General features: G+C 60.1%; 18 protein-coding genes. 15 read left to right on the forward strand and 3 right to left on the reverse strand.

The window, feature by feature from the left end; genetic code table 11:
• Positions 1–5: 5 nt before the first annotated feature.
• From ACYVIS_RS16300 to flhF, 4 genes are all read left to right on the forward strand, one after another.
• On the forward strand, positions 6–1,526 hold the full coding sequence (locus ACYVIS_RS16300) for a methyl-accepting chemotaxis protein (protein ID WP_460874445.1): 1,521 nt from the start codon (positions 6–8) through the stop codon (positions 1,524–1,526).
• Positions 1,527–1,755: 229 nt separating this feature from the next.
• Positions 1,756–2,916: a flagellar biosynthesis protein FlhB gene (flhB, locus tag ACYVIS_RS16305; RefSeq protein ID WP_232743669.1), complete on the forward strand. Its 1,161-nt coding sequence runs from the start codon at positions 1,756–1,758 to the stop codon at positions 2,914–2,916.
• Complete coding sequence (flhA, locus tag ACYVIS_RS16310) at positions 2,913–5,027, forward strand: flagellar biosynthesis protein FlhA (RefSeq protein ID WP_232743668.1); 2,115 nt, start codon at positions 2,913–2,915, stop codon at positions 5,025–5,027. Before flhB ends, flhA begins: the two co-directional genes overlap by 4 nt.
• Complete coding sequence (gene flhF / locus ACYVIS_RS16315) at positions 5,024–7,384, forward strand: flagellar biosynthesis protein FlhF (protein WP_460874446.1); 2,361 nt, start codon at positions 5,024–5,026, stop codon at positions 7,382–7,384. The genes flhA and flhF overlap by 4 nt, the downstream gene beginning before the upstream one ends.
• 82 nt (positions 7,385–7,466) lie before the next feature.
• On the opposite strand, the gene ACYVIS_RS16320 is transcribed toward flhF, so the two are convergent.
• The 3 genes from ACYVIS_RS16320 to flgA all read right to left on the reverse strand — a co-directional run bounded on the left by ACYVIS_RS16320 (position 7,467) and on the right by flgA (position 9,110).
• A complete protein-coding gene (locus ACYVIS_RS16320; protein WP_460874447.1) occupies positions 7,467–7,940 on the reverse strand; it encodes a flagella synthesis protein FlgN in 474 nt (157 codons plus the stop codon).
• Between the two features lie 19 nt (positions 7,941–7,959).
• Positions 7,960–8,250 carry a flagellar biosynthesis anti-sigma factor FlgM gene (gene flgM, locus ACYVIS_RS16325; protein ID WP_232743665.1) on the reverse strand — a complete coding sequence of 97 codons (291 nt, stop codon included), beginning with the start codon at positions 8,248–8,250 and terminating at the stop codon, positions 7,960–7,962.
• A gap of 158 nt (positions 8,251–8,408) precedes the next feature.
• Positions 8,409–9,110: a flagellar basal body P-ring formation chaperone FlgA gene (gene flgA / locus ACYVIS_RS16330; RefSeq protein ID WP_460874448.1), complete on the reverse strand. Its 702-nt coding sequence runs from the start codon at positions 9,108–9,110 to the stop codon at positions 8,409–8,411.
• A 200-nt stretch (positions 9,111–9,310) separates the two neighbouring features.
• Here flgA and flgB point away from each other — a divergent pair, with 200 nt between their 5' ends.
• The 11 genes from flgB (at position 9,311) to flgL (ending at position 19,685) form a co-directional block, all read left to right on the forward strand.
• Complete coding sequence (flgB, locus tag ACYVIS_RS16335) at positions 9,311–9,718, forward strand: flagellar basal body rod protein FlgB (RefSeq protein WP_232743663.1); 408 nt, start codon at positions 9,311–9,313, stop codon at positions 9,716–9,718.
• A gap of 17 nt (positions 9,719–9,735) precedes the next feature.
• Positions 9,736–10,152: a flagellar basal body rod protein FlgC gene (gene flgC, locus ACYVIS_RS16340; RefSeq protein WP_232743662.1), complete on the forward strand. Its 417-nt coding sequence runs from the start codon at positions 9,736–9,738 to the stop codon at positions 10,150–10,152.
• A gap of 47 nt (positions 10,153–10,199) precedes the next feature.
• Positions 10,200–10,907, forward strand: a complete 708-nt coding sequence (locus ACYVIS_RS16345; RefSeq protein WP_232743661.1) for a flagellar hook capping FlgD N-terminal domain-containing protein — start codon at positions 10,200–10,202, stop codon at positions 10,905–10,907.
• A gap of 76 nt (positions 10,908–10,983) precedes the next feature.
• Complete coding sequence (flgE, locus tag ACYVIS_RS16350) at positions 10,984–12,213, forward strand: flagellar hook protein FlgE (protein ID WP_460874449.1); 1,230 nt, start codon at positions 10,984–10,986, stop codon at positions 12,211–12,213.
• Positions 12,214–12,224: 11 nt separating this feature from the next.
• Positions 12,225–12,977 (forward strand): flagellar basal-body rod protein FlgF, encoded by a 753-nt coding sequence (gene flgF, locus ACYVIS_RS16355; RefSeq protein WP_460874450.1) that lies wholly within the window; start codon positions 12,225–12,227, stop codon positions 12,975–12,977.
• A gap of 17 nt (positions 12,978–12,994) precedes the next feature.
• The gene (gene flgG / locus ACYVIS_RS16360) at positions 12,995–13,780 is read left to right on the forward strand and encodes a flagellar basal-body rod protein FlgG (protein WP_232743658.1); all 786 of its coding nucleotides are present in this window, start codon (positions 12,995–12,997) and stop codon (positions 13,778–13,780) included.
• A gap of 2 nt (positions 13,781–13,782) precedes the next feature.
• Positions 13,783–14,466 carry a flagellar basal body L-ring protein FlgH gene (locus tag ACYVIS_RS16365; RefSeq protein ID WP_460874578.1) on the forward strand — a complete coding sequence of 228 codons (684 nt, stop codon included), beginning with the start codon at positions 13,783–13,785 and terminating at the stop codon, positions 14,464–14,466.
• 4 nt (positions 14,467–14,470) lie between these two features.
• Positions 14,471–15,613, forward strand: coding sequence for a flagellar basal body P-ring protein FlgI (locus tag ACYVIS_RS16370; RefSeq protein WP_460874579.1), 1,143 nt, complete (start codon positions 14,471–14,473; stop codon positions 15,611–15,613).
• 12 nt (positions 15,614–15,625) lie between these two features.
• Positions 15,626–16,594, forward strand: a complete 969-nt coding sequence (gene flgJ / locus ACYVIS_RS16375; RefSeq protein ID WP_460874451.1) for a flagellar assembly peptidoglycan hydrolase FlgJ — start codon at positions 15,626–15,628, stop codon at positions 16,592–16,594.
• A 124-nt stretch (positions 16,595–16,718) separates the two neighbouring features.
• On the forward strand, positions 16,719–18,392 hold the full coding sequence (flgK, locus tag ACYVIS_RS16380) for a flagellar hook-associated protein FlgK (protein ID WP_460874453.1): 1,674 nt from the start codon (positions 16,719–16,721) through the stop codon (positions 18,390–18,392).
• 48 nt (positions 18,393–18,440) lie between these two features.
• Positions 18,441–19,685, forward strand: coding sequence for a flagellar hook-associated protein FlgL (gene flgL, locus ACYVIS_RS16385; RefSeq protein WP_460874454.1), 1,245 nt, complete (start codon positions 18,441–18,443; stop codon positions 19,683–19,685).
• The last annotated feature ends 74 nt before the right edge of the window (positions 19,686–19,759 follow it).

Below are 19,759 nucleotides of genomic sequence, written 5' to 3' on the forward strand. Positions count from 1 at the left end.
AAAACATGAAGAAAAAATCCAATCGCATGTTGGGTATGGGCCGATTGTTGCGGCGCCTGAGCAACGGCCAGGCAACCCTGGCCGACCGGGCCTGGACACTTAATCCTGTTGCGTGGCCGTTGTCGCGATTCTTGAGCTCCTTGCGCGATCGGGTGATCACCATGCGCCAGGCCAGCATCGATATTGCGCTCAATGCGGCGCGCCTGCAATCGCAGGCCCAGGCATGCCGCGATATGGTGCGCGAGCAGGCTTCCGAAGCAGATGCGCTGGCTATCAGCGGTGGGCAGATTGAATCCTTGTCCGAGCAGACATCAGTGCGCGTCAACGAGATTGCCACCACCTTCAATTCGCAATTGCTGGTGGCGCATCAGACCCTTTCCCAACTGAATGACCTGCATCAGCGCATCTCGCGAGTGTCGGCGCAAATGGAAGTGTTTTCGGGTGTGGTGGCACAATTGAGCCAGCGTGCCCAGTCGGTCGAAAGTACCAGTCGCCTGATCAAGGATATTGCCTTGCAGACCCATTTGCTGGCGCTGAATGCCGGCGTCGAGGCGGCACGGGCCGGAGAAGCCGGAAAGGGGTTTGCGGTGGTGGCCAGCGAGGTGGGCAAGCTGGCCGAGCGCGTCAACGCGGCCACGGGCGAAATTGTTACACATACCGGGGAAATCCTGGATCTGGTATCGGATACGCGTGAAAAAACCACGCAGATCCATCTCGATATGACCAGCTCCGATCACATGGTGTCGCAGTTCACCTCCAACTTCGATCAGTTCGTCAAGGATTTCGACCGTATGGAAGGCGAGATGGGCGAAGTGGTGCAGGCGGTATCGCAAGTGAACGGCACGAATCACGATATGGGCAGAAAAATCGCCCGTATCGCCACCCTGAGCTCGCATGTGCAAAATCGCATGGTGACCATGAATGACCAGGTCACCGGGGTGCGCAATGAAACCGAGAGCATGCAGGAAATGCTGGCGTCCCTGCGCACCGGAAATACCGCTTTCGACTGGGTGGCCAATATGCTGGAATCGTTTCGCGAAGCCTGCGGCCAGCTGCTGCAGCAAACCCGGCAGCAAGGCGTGGATGTGTTCGACCGGCAGTACCGGCGTATCCTCAACAGCAATCCGCCGAGGTTCCAGACTCTGTACGATACGGCGATAGACCAGCCCCTGACTCAGATACTCGACTATGTGCTGAACCAGGTGCCTGCCTGTTCATATGCGCTGCTGATCGATCAGAACGGCTATTGTCCCGCTCACAATACGCGTTATTCCCAAGCGCCCACCGGCGATGTGGGGCACGACACCGCGCATGTGCGGCACAAACGTATTTTCGACGACTCGGTAAGTCTGGCGGCAGTGGCGAATTCGCTGGGAGTGCTGTGTCAAACCTATATGCGCGACACCGGCGAAATCATCACCGACTTGTCCCTGCCCCTTGATCTTGACCACGGACGCTGGGGCGCAGTGCGCATCGGTCTCGACTATAGCCAGTTCGAGACCGCCTTTCGCGGCACTGCAGTGTAGTTGCCATCAGCAAGTTCCTGGCCCGCGCTCCTGGGGGTAGCCCTGGTGGCCATCCGTCGCATCGCGCCGGCCCGAATTTTGAATTAAGCGGGTTTATCGGGTTTGCTCGACCAATCGTGCGCGGGGGGTTCCTTTAGAATCGTGCCAACGATCCCGTCTTGAATTTTTACTGAATGGCAGCCGTGGCTTAGCTTGATCCTGGGGATACAAGCGGGCGGCGCATCCCCGAATGGCTGAGGAAAGCGACCTCGAAAAAACCGAACCGGCTTCCCCGCGGCGCCTGGACAAGGCGCGCGAGGAAGGCCAGGTCGTGCGTTCCCGCGAGCTCAATACCTTCGCGCTGTTGGCGGCAGGCGTTGGCGGTTTGTGGATAGGCGGCCCCGATCTTTACCGCAATCTGAGCGAAATCGTGCATTCCGGCTTGTGGTTCGATGCCCGCCTGGGCCGGGATACGGGGGTGATGCTGGCGGTCGCCTCGCGGTCGGCCATACAGGCCGTTATGGCTTTGCTGCCGTTGTTTGGCGTTTTGGCGGCAGTTGCAATCCTGTCGTCGCTGGCTTTGGGCGGACTATTGTTCTCGGCCAAACCGCTGGAGCCGAAGTTCGAACGCCTTAATCCCGCGAAAGGCCTGCAGCGCATGCTGTCGTCGCAAACCCTGGTGGAGTTGATCAAGACGCTTGCCAAGGCCACTGCGATCGGAACCGTAGGGGCCATGGTGATCTGGCATTATCGCGACCGGATGATCGGACTGATGCGGTCCACTCCCAGCGCCGCTCTGACCGAAGGCATGTCTCTGGTGGCCTTGTGCTGCGCTTTGATCGTCGGTTCGCTGCTTCTTATCGTGCTCATCGATGTGCCCTGGCAGTTATGGAGTCACTACAAAAAATTGAAGATGTCGCGTGAGGACGTCAGGCAGGAACACAAGGAAAGCGACGGCGATCCGCATGTCAAAGGCCGCATACGCCAGCAGCAAAGAGCCATGGCGCGGCGCCGCATGATGGCCGAAGTGCCGCGCGCCGATGTGGTCGTGACCAATCCCACTCATTTTGCCGTTGCGCTGAAGTATCAGGATGGTCAGGGTGGAGCGCCGCGTGTAGTGGCCAAAGGCTCGGACCTGCTGGCCGCCCGCATTCGCAAGCTCGCCGAAGAGCACAGCGTGCCCATGCTGGGGGCTCCGCCACTGGCCCGGGCCCTGTATCGCAACGTCGATGTAGGCCGCGAGATACCGGCCGAATTGTATACGGCAGTGGCCGAGGTGCTGGCCTGGGTTTATCAGTTGCGCCGCTGGAACGCGGGCCAGGGCGTGGAGCCCATCAGGCCCTCCAATTTACCGATCCCGCGGGAACTTGATTCTCCGGATCTTGACACAATGGCAGCAATCGCTTCATGAACAGCTTTATCGCACTCTTGAAGGCCAACGGTCCGCAGCACGCGCGCCTCATGGCCGGGCCGGTACTGATCCTCATGGTTCTGGCCATGATGATCCTGCCTTTGCCGCCTTTTATCCTCGACCTGCTGTTCACCTTCAATATCTCCCTGGCGGTCATGATTCTGCTGGTCGCCATGTTCACCAAAAAGCCGCTCGATTTTGCGGCCTTTCCGGCTGTGCTGTTGTTCGCGACCCTGCTGCGCCTGGCGCTGAATGTGGCATCGACCCGGGTCGTCCTGCTGCACGGCCATAAAGGCCCCGATGCGGCCGGCCAGGTTATTGAAGCCTTTGGGCATTTCCTGGTGGGCGGCAATTTTGCCGTCGGTATTGTGGTTTTCGTCATCCTGGTGATTATCAATTTTGTCGTGATCACCAAGGGGGCCGGCCGTATAGCCGAAGTCGGCGCGCGCTTTACCCTGGATGCCATGCCCGGCAAGCAGATGGCCATCGATGCCGATCTGAATGCCGGCCTGGTGGGTGAGGACGAGGCTCGCAGGCGGCGCAGCGAAGTGGCTCAGGAGGCGGAATTCTACGGCTCGATGGACGGCGCGAGCAAATTCGTGCGCGGCGATGCCGTGGCGGGTCTGCTGATCATGGTCATCAATATCCTTGGCGGGCTGATTGTGGGCGTGGCGCAGCACGGCCTGAGTTTTTCCGATGCGGGCCGCGTCTATACCTTGCTGACTATCGGCGATGGCCTGGTGGCCCAGATACCGGCTTTGGTGATCTCGACGGCGGCCGGGGTGGTGGTATCGCGGGTTGCGACCGATCAGGATGTGGGACAGCAAATGGTCAGCCAGCTGTTTGCCAATCCGGCCGTCCTGTTCATTACCGCCGGTATCCTGGCGGCCATGGGGCTGATTCCGAATATGCCTCATGTGGCATTTCTGTTGTTGGCAGCCATATTGGGCAGCTCCGGCTGGGTAATGTACAAGCGCCAGCAGGGCGAACGGGCCGAGTTGGCCGCAGAGCCGCAAAAAGCGCAGGCCGCTGTCGATGCGGCCGCGGCTGAAGCCAGTTGGGATGACGTGGCTTTGGTCGATCCGCTGGGGCTGGAAGTAGGCTATCGCCTGATTTCATTGGTTGATCATGCCCAGAACGGCGAACTGCTGCACAGAATCCGCAGCCTGCGCAAGAAGTTCGCCCAGGATGTGGGGTTCTTGCCTCCAGTGGTGCACATTCGCGACAATCTGGAACTCAAGCCCAACGATTATCGTATCCTGCTCTCGGGCGTGGAGATCGGGCGTGGCGCAGCCACGCCCGGGCAATGGCTGGCCATCGATCCGGGCGGCGTGGATATCAAGCTTCAGGGAAATTCCACCACCGATCCGGCCTTTGGCCTGCCCGCGGTCTGGATCGATGTGGCCATGCGCGAGCAGGCCCAGGTTGCCGGCTATACCGTGGTGGATGCGGGCACGGTGATCGCCACGCACCTGAACCACTTGATGCATCGGCACGGCGCCCATTTGCTGGGCCGACAGGAAGTCCAGCAGCTATTGGATCATGTCGGCAAGGAAGCCCCCAAACTCATCGAAGATCTGGTTCCAAAAACTGTTTCTCTTACCTTGCTGCAGAAATTGCTGCGCGGCCTGCTGGATGAAGAGGTATCGATCCGGGATGTGCGATCCATCGTCGAGACGGTGGCCGAGCATGCGCCTCGGCTGGCCGCGCTCAATCCCAACGGAACCGGGCCGGATCCCAACGAATTGCTGGCCTTGACGCGGGTAGCGCTGGGCCGGGCCATCACGCAGCAATGGTTTCCCGGCGAAGGCGAACTGCGGGTGATCGGGCTTGAAGCCAGGCTCGAGCGAGTGTTGGTGCAGGCCTTGTCGACCAGCGGGGCGCTCGAGCCGGGATTGGCCGAGACGTTGCTGAACGACACGCTGCGGGCGGTTCGCGAGCAGGAAACCAATGGCGATGCGTCGGTGCTTGTGGTGCCGCCCGCGTTGCGCGTTTCACTTGCGCGTTTTCTGCGACACCATATACCGCAAATCGCGGTGCTTTCGAATACCGAAATTCCCGATGAACGCATGTTGCGCGTGACTGCCACGATAGGCGGGGCGATGGCATGAATATAAGCCGTTTTTTTGGCAGCACGAACCGGGAGGCCATGCGGCAGGTGCGCATGGCTCTGGGAGCCGATGCCCTGATCGTGTCGAATCGCCGTGTCAACGGCGGCGTCGAAATCCTGGCTACCGATCCGACCTTTGTTCCGCCCGAGTTCAATACGGCAACGGCGGCGGCCGATCCGCCGCCGCGCGCTGTCCAGGAGCGTGAGCGGCAGCGGCCGCGTCAATCGACAACTGTTGCGCCGCAGGCCGACGTTATGGGAGCCATAGGCGATTTGCGCGGCTCGCTCGAAACCCGCATCGACGAGTTGCTCTGGGGTAGCCAGTTGCGCCGGGCGCCTCAGGCGGTTTCCTTGTTCCAGGCCATGCTGGGTTTTGGTTTCAGCACCGCTTTGTTGCGCGCCATGCTCAAGCGTCTTCCTGAACACCTGCCGCCCAAGGCCGCGTTGCAGTGGGCGCGCCAGGAACTGATCGATCATTTGCCGGTGCTTGCCAGGGAAGACGATCTGTGGACATCGGGGCGGGTTCTTGCGCTGGTGGGGCCAACTGGGGTTGGCAAGACGACGACCATTGCCAAACTGGCGGCACGCTGCGTCAAGCGCCAGGGTGCGGAAAAAGTGGTGCTGTTGACGACGGATACCTACCGGATCGGCGCTCACGAACAGTTGAAGATATACGGGCAGATGATGCGCGTGCCCGTGCATGTGGTTCAGGATATGGCTGAGCTGAATCGCATTGTGAGCGGAATCCGCCCGGATCAGACGATTCTGATCGACAATATCGGAATCAGCCAGCGCGACCGCTATATAGCGGAGCAGGCGGCGATGCTGGCTGGCGCGGGGCGTCCGGTGCAGCGCCTGCTGGTGCTGAATGCATCCAGCCACGGCGATACGCTGGACGAAGTGGCGCGTTCCTATTGCAACGATGGCGGCGAACCGATATCGGGCTGTATTGTGACCAAGCTCGACGAAGCCTCGCGCCTGGGCGCCGCGCTCGATACGGCGATTCGCTATCAACTGCCCATCCATTATGTATCAAACGGCCAGAAAGTACCGGAAGATCTTTTTTTCCTGTCGGCGCGCGACCTGATCGACCAGGCTCTGGCGCACAAACCGCAGGGCCAGGCTCTGTACGCGCCAACCGAAGCGGATTTTGCGGCATTGATGTCCCTGGCCAAGACGCCTGAAGCAGAGTCCGGCGGTACTGTGCCGGAGTCGCGGCGCCGACTGTTGCTGCCGCCGCTGATGGCGATGATGAGCGCAGGCGCCGCGGCATCTGCCAGCCTCGCGAAAACCGATTTAACGGCCGCCTGGGATTTCGTCAAGGGCGATCTGGCCTGCGCCTCGGCACTGGATTTATGGCGCACGCACGCCGGAACCGGGCCAGCCGTTTCTTTGCGGCATGCGATCGATCAGCACCTTGCGTCCATGCACAATGAACTTGCCTGCGGCGATGGTTCCTATGTATTGGCCGTTCATGACGGAGTGGCGCTCCGATCGGCCTCTGACAGCCAAACTCATTTGCGCGCCAGCTTATTGCTGACGGAGCGTGGCGAAGCATTGGGCTCGCCCTTGCAGTTGTTGACACAGGCCGAAGGCTGGTCGACATCGGCGGGAGAGTCGGCCCTGGCGGCGCCCAGCGCAGGCGACGCGCTGTTCCATCAGGTCGAATGCCTGGACCAGGCCACTGATCTATTACCCTGCGTGCATCTGATCGAAGCGGGCGGCCCCGGCGTGTGGCGGCGGCTATCGTCGCAGCGATGGCTTGCCCATGTGCCGGGCGCCACGAAACTGGATACCGAGTCGGGTCCGACCATAGTCACGGCCCTGGCCAAAACCCTGGATTATCGTCTTGCGGCCAGTGCATTGCAGCACTTGAGCCTGGTTCAAGTGGCCGGCGTCGCCATTGACGATCTGGCATTCTGGGTGGGATCGGAGCGTGTGGGGTTGCCGGCGCGCCAAAAGGCCGGCGTGCAGGCTCTGAATATGTTGGCGGTGCGTGTTGTGAATCGTCACGATGGCCGAATCGTTCAAACGCATTTCGGCTTGAGCAATTTGCCGTCCGAGCAGATCGGGATCGACCTGCAGGCTTCATGGCTGATCATGCAAGCCGAACTCAAGACCTGCTTTCGCTATACGGCATGCGGCTGGGGTGCTCTGGCCGGCGGCGATCAGGCCGATTCGCCGCAGAAAAAGGCCTTGCTCGCCGTGCGCTTGGCACTGGCAGCCTGGCAGCTTAGGCAGACGCCAGCCGCCGCTGCGGCTCGCAGTCTGCTTGACAGTCTGGCGGGAAAATCCAGCCCCGCGGCGGTGATGAAGGGCCTGGTGAAGCTATTTGCCCTGCATGAAATAATCGCTTGACTGTGCGGGGTATTTGCCGCAAGTTCCATCGGTATCGATGTGCAGCAGGCCTGCATCCCGGCATCGGGCTCTGCCGGGGAGTTTATCCGGCTTTGATGTTTGTTTTGTGTGCCGGCATGGAATGCGCGCGGCCGCTGGCATCGTACAGATGATCGACGCCGACCAGGCGGCGCAAGGTATCGATGGCTTGCTGGTTGTGCTGCAGATAAATATCGATGATGGCGCCGTTCGACGCGTTCAGGTCGCTGGCCTGGCGGGCGAGATCGAGGAGCGACTGGCAGGCCGGTTGCAAAGAGGGATGTGCAAGGGCTGCGGCATCCAGGCCGGTCTTGTTCGGTTCGAAGCCGAGTTTGCGAAGCTGCGCCTGGCGGTCCTGGTCCATTTGCGTCAGCAAGCCGGCAAAACGGCTTTTTTCCCGGGTGACTGCCTCGAGTTCGTTGATCTCTTTGGCTCGGATAAGCGTTTCCGACTCGGTCTGCAATACGGAAATGAATTGTCCGACCAGGGTGGATTCCCGCTCCAGGCTGTCTTGCAGTTGTTCCAGTATTGCGCTCATGATGCGGAAAAAAGCAGGGTTACTTGAGCAGATCGCGGACGCTGGCAATCAGCCCGTCGGCAATGCGGCTGGGGTCGATTTTCAGCTGTCCCGAGGCGATGGCGTCGCGAAGCTGGTTCACGCGTTCGACATTGATATCGTTGTCGCTGTTTTGCAGATTCGACAATTGCCGGGCGGCGGCGCTCAGGTCTACCGCGCTGCTGGACGAAACGCCCGGTGCCGACGCAGAGGATCCGCCCACGCTCTCGGCACGGGTCGGCGCAATGCTGCCGGCCAGCGGGTTTTTAAGAGGCGAAGGGTAGATTTTCAAGCGGGTCTCCGGAGTGAGGCGGAACCATTCATTTGTGGCTCCCATGATACAGGGTAACGGCGCGACAGCGCCGAACTTTAGGCAATTCTTGCCCGGTTACGGTTGTTTTCCATCATTGCGTCGTGGTGATGCCTGCATGCCGTGCTCCCGAGTCGCGTCTACATCATGACCGAGACGGTCGCGCCGTCGACGATGGTGCCGGTCACAATGCGCCCGGTCGCTGTACGCACCTGTATCTGGGAGCCTGGTGCGCCGCCTTGTACCGCCTTGCCTTCGCTGCTGGCTACAAAACCATTGCCGCGCGCCTCCAGACGCACTGTCTGGCCGCGCAATATCGACTGAGGGTCGCGTAGCCCATTGCCTTTGATCGGTGCGCCCGCGATCAGGCGGTGCCTGGCGATACGGCCGAGCAGCTGAGCGGGGTCGATAACCGTATCGGGCGGCAGCGACAGCAGATCGGTCTGGCGAGTGTCGAGATTCTCAGGGCCCAGGGCTTCGCCTGGATTGAGATTGCGCGCAGGTACGTAGTATGTGCCTTGGATGCTGATAGAAGCCTGCACATAGCTCGTCCAGGGCTCCGGTGCGAGACAGTGCACGCCTACCGACAATCTGGATCGCAGGTGCCCGCCGCTGGGCAGGGAAAACTGCAATTGCGAACAGGCGGGCAGGTTTTCCAGGCGCGATGCGTCGATGGTGATTTGCGGCGTGCCGGGATAGATCAGGGCCTGTTTGCGCAGGAATTCCTGGGCCTGGGCGACGATGGCGGCGGGATCCTGCGGCCCCCCCGATGCCAGGCCGGCGTGTGCAAGGCCTCCACAGACAGTGGCCAGGCCGAGGAAGAGGGCGGAAATCTTGAACATATCGATATTTTATAGAGGATGCGCCGCCTGCATCGCTGGAATTGGGCGATAAATTGCGGTTTGTTTCTTACTTTATGCCATGGCTCGCGACCTTACTATGTGCCATGTGATAAAGCCCGGATACCGCTCCGCGGGGTCATGCTAGCCGACCCTCCAGCCGCGGCTTGCGGGGCAGATTCCAAATACTTATCGAGCCGCCAATGATCGATCGTCTTAACCAGGATTTCAGCTTTTATCAAACCGCCATCAATCTGCGGCAGCAGCGCCAGGAAGTGCTGGCCTCGAATATCGCCAATGCCGATACGCCCAACTACAAGGCGCGCGATTTCGATTTCAAGGCCGCCCTGCAGGGCGCCATGGGAGATCAGATGCGCCTGCCGGACACACAGCTTACGCTGACGTCTCCGCGGCACATACCCGCCAAGGCGGTCAGCCCCGATCCGGCCGACTTATTGTATCGCCAGCCTCTGCAGCCCAGCCTCGACGGCAATACCGTGGACATGAATGTCGAACGCGTGCAGTTTGCCGATAACACCCTGCGTTATCAAAGCGACCTGACTCTGATCTCGCAGCGCGTAAAAACCATGATGGCCGCCCTGCAGCAATAAGGGCCAAAGGAAACCCGATGTCTACCATGAGTATTTTCCAGATTGCGGGATCGGCCCTGACGGCCCAATCGCAGCGCATGAACGTCTCGGCCAGCAATATGGCCAACGCCGATAGCGTCGTGGGTCCCGATGGCCAGCCGTACAAGGCGCGTCAGGTGGTGTTTCAAATGACGCCCGAGCCTGGCCAGCCTTACACGCAGTCCATTGGGGGCGTCAAGGTGGCGGGAGTCGTGGAAAGCTCGGCGCCGCCGCGCATGCAATACGATCCGAAAAACCCGTTTGCCAATGCCGATGGCTACGTCACCATGCCCAACGTCGACGTGGTGGCGGAAACCGTCAATATGATCTCCGCTTCGCGTTCGTACCAGGCCAATGTCGAAGTCATCAATACCGCCAAAAGCCTGATGCTCAAGACGCTTGCCATCGGACAATAACTCGTGTTCGCTTGCGCCGCGCGAAATTTTTTACGGAGTCTTTTGTAATGACCGTTACCAATACGTCAGCAACGAATTCAACCGATGCAACAGCGGCGGCATTGGCCGCGGCCAATGCCAATACCCAGAGTCTGACCGCCGATACGCAGGGCCAGTTTCTTACCTTGCTGGTCACCCAGTTGCAGAACCAGGATCCCCTGAATCCCATGGACAACGCCCAGGTCACCTCGCAAATCGCGCAGCTGTCGACGGTCAATGGCATCAACCAGCTCAACAACACCTTGCTGGCCTTGTCGGGGCAAATGGATGTGTCCCAGTCCATGCAGGCCGCCGGCTTGATTGGTAAAAACGTGCTGGTGCCGGGTTCCAAAATATCGCTGGGCAGCGATCCGGCCAATCCCACGGTCAAGCAGACGACTCCATTCGGCATCGATGTCATTTCTCCGGCAACGCACGTGACCGCCACGATTCTCGATTCGGGCGGCAAGGCGGTGCGGCAAATCGATCTCGGCGCGCAGCCGGCCGGCATATTGTCCCTGCAATGGGACGGCAAGGGCGACGGCGGCCTTGCATTGCCCGATGGCGCGTATACCGTCCAGGTGGCTGCCAGCGATGCCGATTCCAAGCCGGTTTCGGTCAGCGCCCTGACTTCCGGTACGGTGGGCAGCGTGTCCTACGCCTCGACCGGCCTGCGCGTGGATCTCGGGCTGACAGGATCCTTTGCTTTATCGGACATCAAGAAAATCATGTCGTAGCGGTGGCAACAAATTCAGGGGCGGCGCGCATCGCTGTCATTTCACACGAATACACTAAATTTCAACGAGGTAGATCATGGGTTTCGGACAAGGTTTAAGCGGACTGAATGCCGCCGCGCAGGATTTGGATGTGATCGGCAACAATATCGCCAACTCGGGTACGGTCGGCTTCAAGTCGGGCTCGGCCACGTTTGCCGACGTCTATGCCAATTCGCGTGTCGGGCTGGGCGTGCAGGTGTCCGGCATCAACCAGGACTTTAGTATTGGTTCCGTCACCGGTACGGGCAACCAGTTCGATATCGCCATCGATGGGGCCAATGGCTTGTTTCGCTTGCAGGATCCCAGCGGGCAGGTGCTCTATTCGCGCAATGGCCAGTTCCATGCCGACAAGGATAACTACGTTGTCAATGCGCAAGGGCAGCGCCTGACCGGATACCCGGCCGGCGGCAGCGCGACCGACCTGCAGCCCATCAAGGTGCCCGTCGGCAATATCTCCCCCACCGCAACGTCCACCACCACCACCCAGGCCAATCTCGACGCCAACGCCGCGGTCATCGATCCGGCTATCACGCCGTTCAGTCCCGCCGTCTCGGGCTCGTATACCCATGTCCTGCCGATCACGGTCTATGACTCGCTGGGCAATCAGCACCAGCTGACCCAGTATTTTGCCAAACGCGCCCCGACGGCGGGGCCGCCGGCGCAAAGCCAGTGGGATGTGTACTACAGGCTGGATGGTGCCACGATTACCTCTCCCGCCGATGGGGCGACAAAAATGTTGTTCGATGATTCCGGCCGCCTGACGTCGGCGCCGCCGGTGGTCAATCTGTCTATTGCCGCGCCGGGAGGCGCGGGCTCGCCCGCGGCGGCCTTGGCCATCGCCGTCGACTACACCGGTACCACTCAGTTCGGCGGTGCTTTTGCCGCCAACTTCACGCCGAACGGCTACGCTTCCGGTGAATATTCCAGCATGTCGATCGGAACCGATGGCTCCATTGTGGCCAGTTACACCAATGGCCAAACACAGTCGCTGGGTTCCCTGGCCCTTGCCAATTTCAATAATCTGCAGGGCCTGCAGCCAGTCGGCGGCAATGCCTGGATCGAAACCTCGGCTTCAGGCCAGGCGATACTCGGTCGTCCCGGCTCCAACGGCCTGGCCTCGATCAAGGGCCAGTCGGTGGAAGGCTCCAATGTGGACATGAGCAAGGAGCTCGTCAACATGATTATTGCGCAGCGCACCTATCAGGCCAACGCGCAAACCATTAAAACCCAGGATCAGATCATGCAGACTCTGATTACAGGGCTGTAAGGCGCCCGGTCATGGATCGCGTCGTTTATACCGCCATGAGCGGGGCCTCCCGGGTGCTCGAACAGCAGTCGGTGATCAGCAACAATCTGGCCAACGTCAGCACGACCGGCTTTCGCGAGCAATTGGCGGTTTACCGTTCGGTGCCGGTGGTCGGCGAACAGGGCTTGCCGACCCGGGTGACGACGGTCACCTCGACCCCGTCCAGCAATTTTCGCCAGGGAACCATGCAGGAAACCGGCAGCCCCCTGGATCTGGCGGTGAGCGGCGACGGTTGGCTCAGTGTGCAGACGCCGACTGGCGAGGCCTACACCCGCGACGGCGAACTGGCGGTCAATGCGCAAGGCATACTGGTTACCCAGCAGGGGCAGCCGGTGCTGTCGACCGGAGGCGGGCCGATCAATATACCGGATCGCGGCACCTTGACGTTTTCCGCCGACGGCTATGTAAACGTGCTGGGTGCGGGCGATACCCCCAAGGATCTGCAGGTTGTCGCTCAATTGAAGCTGGTCAATCCGCCTGCCGCCAGCTTGGAGCGCGGCGGGGACGGCCTGTTTCGCATGGCCGCGGGCCAGCCGCCCGTCGCGCAGGCCGATCCCAATGTACGGGTGGTGCCGGGATTTGTGGAAAAAAGCAATGTCAGCCCGGCTGAAGCCATGGTGGGCATGATCAGCAATGCGCGGCGCTTCGAGATGCAAATGAAAGTCATCGGCGACGCCAGCACCAACGAAGACAAGGGCAATTCGATCTTGTCGGTCAACGGCTAAGGTAAAAAGGAATACACATGATACGTTCACTATGGATCGCCAAAACAGGTCTCGAGGCACAGCAGACCAATATGGATGTGATCTCCAATAATCTGGCCAACGTCAATACCGATGGGTTCAAGCAGACCCGTGCGATTTTCGAAGATCTGATGTATCAGACCGTGCGTCAGCCGGGCGCCCAGGTGGGCGCGGCCAATCAGCTGCCTTCGGGCTTGCAGGTCGGGACCGGGGTGCGTACGGTGGCGACCGAGCGCATTCATACGCAAGGTAATATGAAGAACACCGGCAACTCCATGGACATTGCGATCCAGGGGAAGGGGTTTCTGCAGGTACAGATGCCCGACGGCACTTTTTCCTATACGCGCAACGGCAGCCTGCAGGTCGACCAGAACGGCCAATTGGTGACGGCCGGAGGGTATCCGATACAGCCGCCCATCAATATTCCGGATAATGCGCTGACTGTGACCATTGCGCGCGACGGCACGGTATCGGTCACCCAGCCTGGCGCTGTGGGCACCAATGTGCAGATCGGCCAATTGCAGCTTTCCACGTTTATCAATCCCACCGGCCTGCAAAGCATGGGCGAGAATCTGTACGTCGAAACCGACGCCTCGGGTCCGGCCAACTTCTCCCAGCCGGGGCTGAACGGCGCCGGGCTGGTCATGCAGCAATATGTGGAATCGTCCAATGTGAATGTGGCTGAAGAACTGGTCAATATGATTACGACCCAGCGTTCTTATGAAATGAACAGCAAGGCCGTCCAGACTTCCGACCAAATGCTTGCGCGCCTGACCCAACTTTAATGATGCAACATCGCTTTTTTTCCGGCCTGTGCTGCTGCGTGATGGCGGTGTTGTCAGGTTGTGCCCTGATTCCGCCCGAACCTGTGGTGACAGGGCCCCTGACGGCGCGGCCGCCAATACCCCAGCCGATTCCGGAAGAGAACGGTTCGATCTACCAGCCTACCGCGTACGGCAACTACCCCTTGTTCGAGGACCGGCGCCCACGCAACGTAGGCGATATCGTCACGATCGTGATCCAGGAAAAAACCAATGCGGCCAAGAATGTGGCGACGTCGACGGATCGCTCCGGCAGCGCCACGGTGGGCATGACGGTAGTACCCAGCTTCCTGCCCAGCGAATTGGGGGCCAAGCAGAACCTGGACGCATCGGGCGCCAACAAGGCCAGCGGAAAGGGATCGAGCAGCGCCGACAATACCTTCTCGGGCACCTTGACGACCACGGTCATCGGCGTGCTGCCCAACGGCAACCTGCAGATTGCCGGCGAAAAGCAGATAGCCATCAATCGGGGCAGCGAGTACATCCGTTTTTCGGGTGTGGTGGACCCACGCTCGATTACCGGATCGAACACAGTTTCCTCAACGCAGGTGGCCGATGCGCGCATTGAATACCGCAGCAAAGGCACTATGGACGAAGTTCAAACCATGGGCTGGCTGCAGCGCTTTTTCCTGAATATTTCACCGTTCTGACATGATGCCGATCTTCACATTCCCTTGTTCCGCCGGGCTGCGCCTCTGGAAGCAGTGCGCAGTGCTGGCTGCCGCGCTGCTGCTGTCCCTGAGCGCCGCGCATGCCGAGCGGATCAAGGATCTGGCATCGATCCAGGGGGTGCGTGCGAACCAGCTGATTGGCTACGGTTTGGTGGTGGGCCTGGACGGCAGCGGCGATCAGGTTCGCCAGACGCCGTTTACCCAGCAAAGCCTGACGAACATGCTGTCGCAGTTGGGTGTCACCATGCCCCAGGGTACCAATATGCAGGTCAAGAATGTGGCCGCCGTCATGGTAACGGCGCGGTTGCCGGCTTTTTCCAGGCCGGGCCAGACGGTGGATGTGGTCGTGTCGTCCATGGGCAATGCCAAGAGCCTGCGCGGCGGCACTTTGCTCATGACGCCGTTGAAGGGGGCCAATGGCCAGGTGTACGCCATGGCCCAGGGCAATTTGCTGGTGGGCGGGGCGGGCGCGCAGGCAGGCGGCTCAAGCGTCCAGGTCAATCAGCTCAATGGCGGCATCATCACCAACGGCGCGATCGTCGAGCGCAGCGTGCCTACCGCGTTTGCGCGCAATGGCGAGATCAATCTCGAGATGAATACCACTGATTTCGGCGTGACGCAGAGCGTGGTTACGGCCTTGAATCGGGCCTTTGGGCCGGGTGTGGCGCGTGCCATCGATGGCCGGGTAGTGCAGTTGCGAGGCCCCGTCGATGCGTCGAGTCAGGCCGTGTTTCTTTCACAGGTCGAGAATGTACAGGTCAATCTGCCGCCGGCTCGCGCCAAGGTCATTATCAATGCGCGCACCGGCTCGGTTGTGATGAACCGGACGGTAACCATCGACGAAGCGGCCATTGCCTACGGCAATCTGTCGGTGGTGATCAGCCAGCAGGCACAGGTCAGCCAGCCCACTACGCCTTTTGCCGGCGGGCAGACGGTGGTGACGCCCAGCACCCAGATCGAGATGCGCTCCGACAAGGGCAGCATCAAGCGGGTGCGCACCAGTGCCAATCTGGCCGATGTCGTCAAGGCACTCAACGCTCTGGGAGCGACACCGCAGGATCTGTTGTCGATTCTGCAGACCCTCAAGAGCGCGGGCGCCTTGCGCGCCGACCTGGAAATCATATAGGAGCGGGGTTCTATGGCTTTTACTCAATACACCCCGCGCCCCGGCAACGATATGTCGATTTTCGACATGAGCCAGTTGAACTCGCTCAAGCGCGATGTTCAGAGCGGTGCCGACGCGAATGCGACCAAGAAGGTGGCCCAGCAATTCGAGGCCATGTTCATCCAGATGCTGCTCAAGCAGGCGCACCAGGCATCCACTTTGTCCGGGCCTTTCGACAGCGAGCAGACGCGCATGGCGCAAAGCATGAGCGACGAGCAAACGGCGTTGCAACTGTCCAATCCCGGGATAGGCCTGGCGCAGGCGCTGCTTAACCAGATCAGCGCGCAACGGGGCGGCAATGCCACGCAACAGCAGGCTTCGGCCACACCGCCCGAGCTGGCGGCCTCCCGGATACCTGGCTTGCGGTCCCGCGTGGGTCCGGACCGCCCCAATGTCGCGTCGTCCATTTCGGACCTGATCGATATGCTGAGCAAGCAGTCCGCCGCCGGCGCGGCCTTGTCTGCAATCCAGGGAGCGCCTGAGCACATTCGCAGTTTCATCTCGGCCATGACCGACGCCGCGAAAGCGGCGGCCAGCCAGAACGGTGTGCCGCTCAAGCTGATGCTGAGCCAGGCGGCACTGGAATCAGGCTGGGGCAAGCGCGAAATTCAGGGAGCGGATGGCAGCCCGAGCTATAACCTGTTCGGCATCAAGGCCGGCGGCAGCTGGAAGGGCAAGGTGGTCAATGTGCTGACGACCGAATACGAGGGGGGGGTGGCCAAGAAAGTGATGCAGCCGTTCCGGGCCTATGGTTCGTATGCGGAATCGTTTGCCGACTACGCTCGCCTGATAGGAAATAGTCAGCGTTATCAGGATGTTGTAAGCGCTCCCAGCGCCGAAGTTGCTGCGCAGAAGATCCAGGACGCGGGCTATGCGACCGACCCCGATTATGCCAAGAAATTGATTTCGATCATGGGGTATTTCAATGCCGGCGCGATCTAGTGTGTGTTTTCCTGCTTGCCGGGCCGGGCGCGCTAAACATTTTCGCTTTCTGGCCGTAAATACATCAAACGGTTGTCCCGCACACGTGGAGCTTGCTCCCATTGTTTAAGAGTGTAATTCGTTCATGAATTTGGCTAATCTTGGTCTCTCGGGTTTGACAGCGGCGCAGGTTCGCCTGCAAACGGCGGGCCACAATATCGACAATGCGGCGACCGTCGGCTACAACCGCCAGACGGTGCTGGTATCCACGGCCGGAGCGGCCAATACCGGCAACGGCTTTATAGGCTGGGGTGTCCAGGTCGATAGCGTTACCCGCTCTTATGACAATTTCCTGGCCAAACAGTTGGTCAATTCGCAAACCACGGGCGCGGCACTGGCCTCCTATGGCAACCAGATCACCCAGATCAACAATCTGTTTGCCGATCGTACGGTAGGCATTTCGCCGGCCATCCAACACTTTTTCGACAGCGTGCAAGCCGTGGCGTCGGCGCCGGCCGATAGCGCCGCTCGCCAGGAAATGCTGGGACAGGCGGGCAGCCTGGCCACTAATATCAATAGCGCCAATGCCTTCCTGAATCAGCAGCGCAACGATGTCAATACGCAAATTACCACCACGGTTACTCAGGTCAACAGCTATGTCGAGCGCATACGCGATTTGAATCATCAGATTTCCAGCGCGCTGGCCGGCAGTTCGGGCCAACCGCCCAACGATCTGCTCGATCAGCGCGACCAGGCGGTGTCCGATCTGAGCCAGCTCGTCGATGTCAAGGTTCTGCAGCAGAACGGCAATGTCAGCCTCACGGTGGGCAATGGCCAGATTTTGCTGGGCGGCGATACAGTATTCCCCTTGACGGCGGTGCAGTCCGCGGCCGATCCGTCGCGCACGGTGGTTGCCTATAGCGTGCCGTCGGGCGCCGGCGGTGCCATGACCTCAGTGGAAATGCCCGAGCAGGATATCACCGGCGGTAGCCTGGGCGGTTTGCTGAGTTATCGCAGCCAGACGCTTGACGCGACCCAGAATAAGCTCGGGAGATTGGCGGCGGGCCTGGCCATGGGCGTCAACGCTGTGCATGAAAACGGCAAGGATTTGAATGGGGCGGCTGGAACGGAATTTTTCAAGCTGGGCACGCCCAAGGTCATATCAAACAGCAATAACCCAAGCTCCGCCACGATTACCGCTTCATTTGCGGTTCCGAACGATTCCAATGCGCTGACCGGGCTCGATTACACGGTGAAGTACGACGGCACCAACTATTCGGTATTCAGTCTGCCGGATGGCAAACAGGTCGGTGCAAGCAGCGCCACGCTGGACACCCTGCCGACCGACGCCGGCGTTCCGGGGCTGAAGCTTACGGTATCGGGTACGCCGCAAGCCGGCGACTCCTGGCTGGTACAGCCCACCCGCACGACAGCCGATGATTTGAAACTCGAGATCACCGATCCCGCCAAGATTGCGGCTGCCGATACCAACGGCGGCTCGGCCAACGGCGTCAACGCTCTGGCCCTGGCACAGCTGCAGACAAGCAAGGTTTTTGGCGGCGGCACCATGAGCTTGAACGAGGGCTATTCGCAGATCGTCAACCAGGTTGCCGTGGCGACTCAGCAAAATGCGGCCTCCGCAAAAGCGCAGAACACGCTGATCCAGCAGAACTATGCGGCCCAGCAAGCGGTGTCCGGCGTCAATCTGAATGAAGAGTATGTCAATCTCGATAATTATCAGCAGCAGTTCCAGGCGGCCTCGCGTCTGATCGACGTCAGTTCGAAATTGTTCGACACATTGCTGACCATGGGTCGCTAGCCTGGCAGGCTCCAGTGTTGCACATAAATTTTCTTTCAGGATTTCGCCATGCGTATTAGCTCCAGCCAATTTTTTCAGACCGGGCTGAATTCCATTAACGCCCAGCAGGCCGATCTGATGCATATATATCAGCAGATTGCCAGCGGGCAACGCATGGTGACGCCGGCCGACGATCCTCTGGGGGCGGCGCAAGCCATCAATATTGCGCAGTCGCAGACGCTTAATCAGCGCTTTGCCGATAATCGCGGCGTGGCCACGCAAAACCTGGGAACCGAAGACAATGTCCTGGGTTCCGCGACCACCTTGATGCAGAATATCAAGACCCAGCTGATCCAGGCAGGCAATGGAACTTTGTCGGATGCCGATCGTGCAACGCTGGCCAATGTCCTGACCGAGGCCAAGGCCAGCCTGCTGGGTCTGGCGAACAGTACCGACGGCAACGGCCAATACATGTTCTCCGGTTTCAAGGGCGATACCATGCCGTATGTGACCGATCCGGTCACAGGCAAAGTCACCTATACAGGCGATACCAATCAACGCTTGATTCAAATCGATCCAACCCGGCAGATGGCGGGCAGCGATGTAGGGTCCGATATTTTTGCGCGTGCTGTGCCGGGTATGAGGGTTTATGTAACCACAGGGGATCCCGCCAACACGGGTACGGCACAGATCAATACGCCCACGATTACCAATCCCGCGGGATCGAATGTGGGGAATTCTTTCAAGATTACCTTCAGCGCCGGATCGCCGCTTCAGTACCAGGTCGATACAACAGATGCGACAACAGGCGTGACAAGCAGCGCTACATTTCCCTATCAGGCGGGCGGCACCGTGCTGGACTTGACCGGTGGCGTGCAAGTGCAGTTCTCGGGCGACCCCAAGCCGGGCGACACGTTTACGGTCAGCCCCGGCAATGCCGGCAATCTGGACGTATTCGGCACGCTCGACGACATGATCGCGGCGCTCAATAAGCCTGTCAATGGTGACAATACCGCCAGCGCGACTCTGGGCAACTCCCTGTCCACCGCGATACAGAAATTCAATGCCAGCTACGACAATCTATTGACCGTGCGCGCCTCGGTGGGTTCGCGCATGAACGAAATCGATGCCCTGAATGCGAATGGCACGGCGCGCGGGCTGGGCTACGCCAGCCAGCTGTCCACGCTCGAGAATGTCGATTACTACAGCGCCACCACGCAGTTGCAGTTGCGTCAGTCCGCGCTTCAGGCGGCTTCGCTGGCGTTCAAGCAGATCCAGGGCACCAGCCTGTTCAATACAGGCAGCAGCGGTTAATGGTAGGCGGATGTTCGTGCCGGGCCGCGTGCAATGGCGCCGCGATCGATTGTTTTGCAAGCAGGCTAGCCTGC

The sequence above is a fragment of the Paralcaligenes ginsengisoli genome (assembly GCF_054781135.1).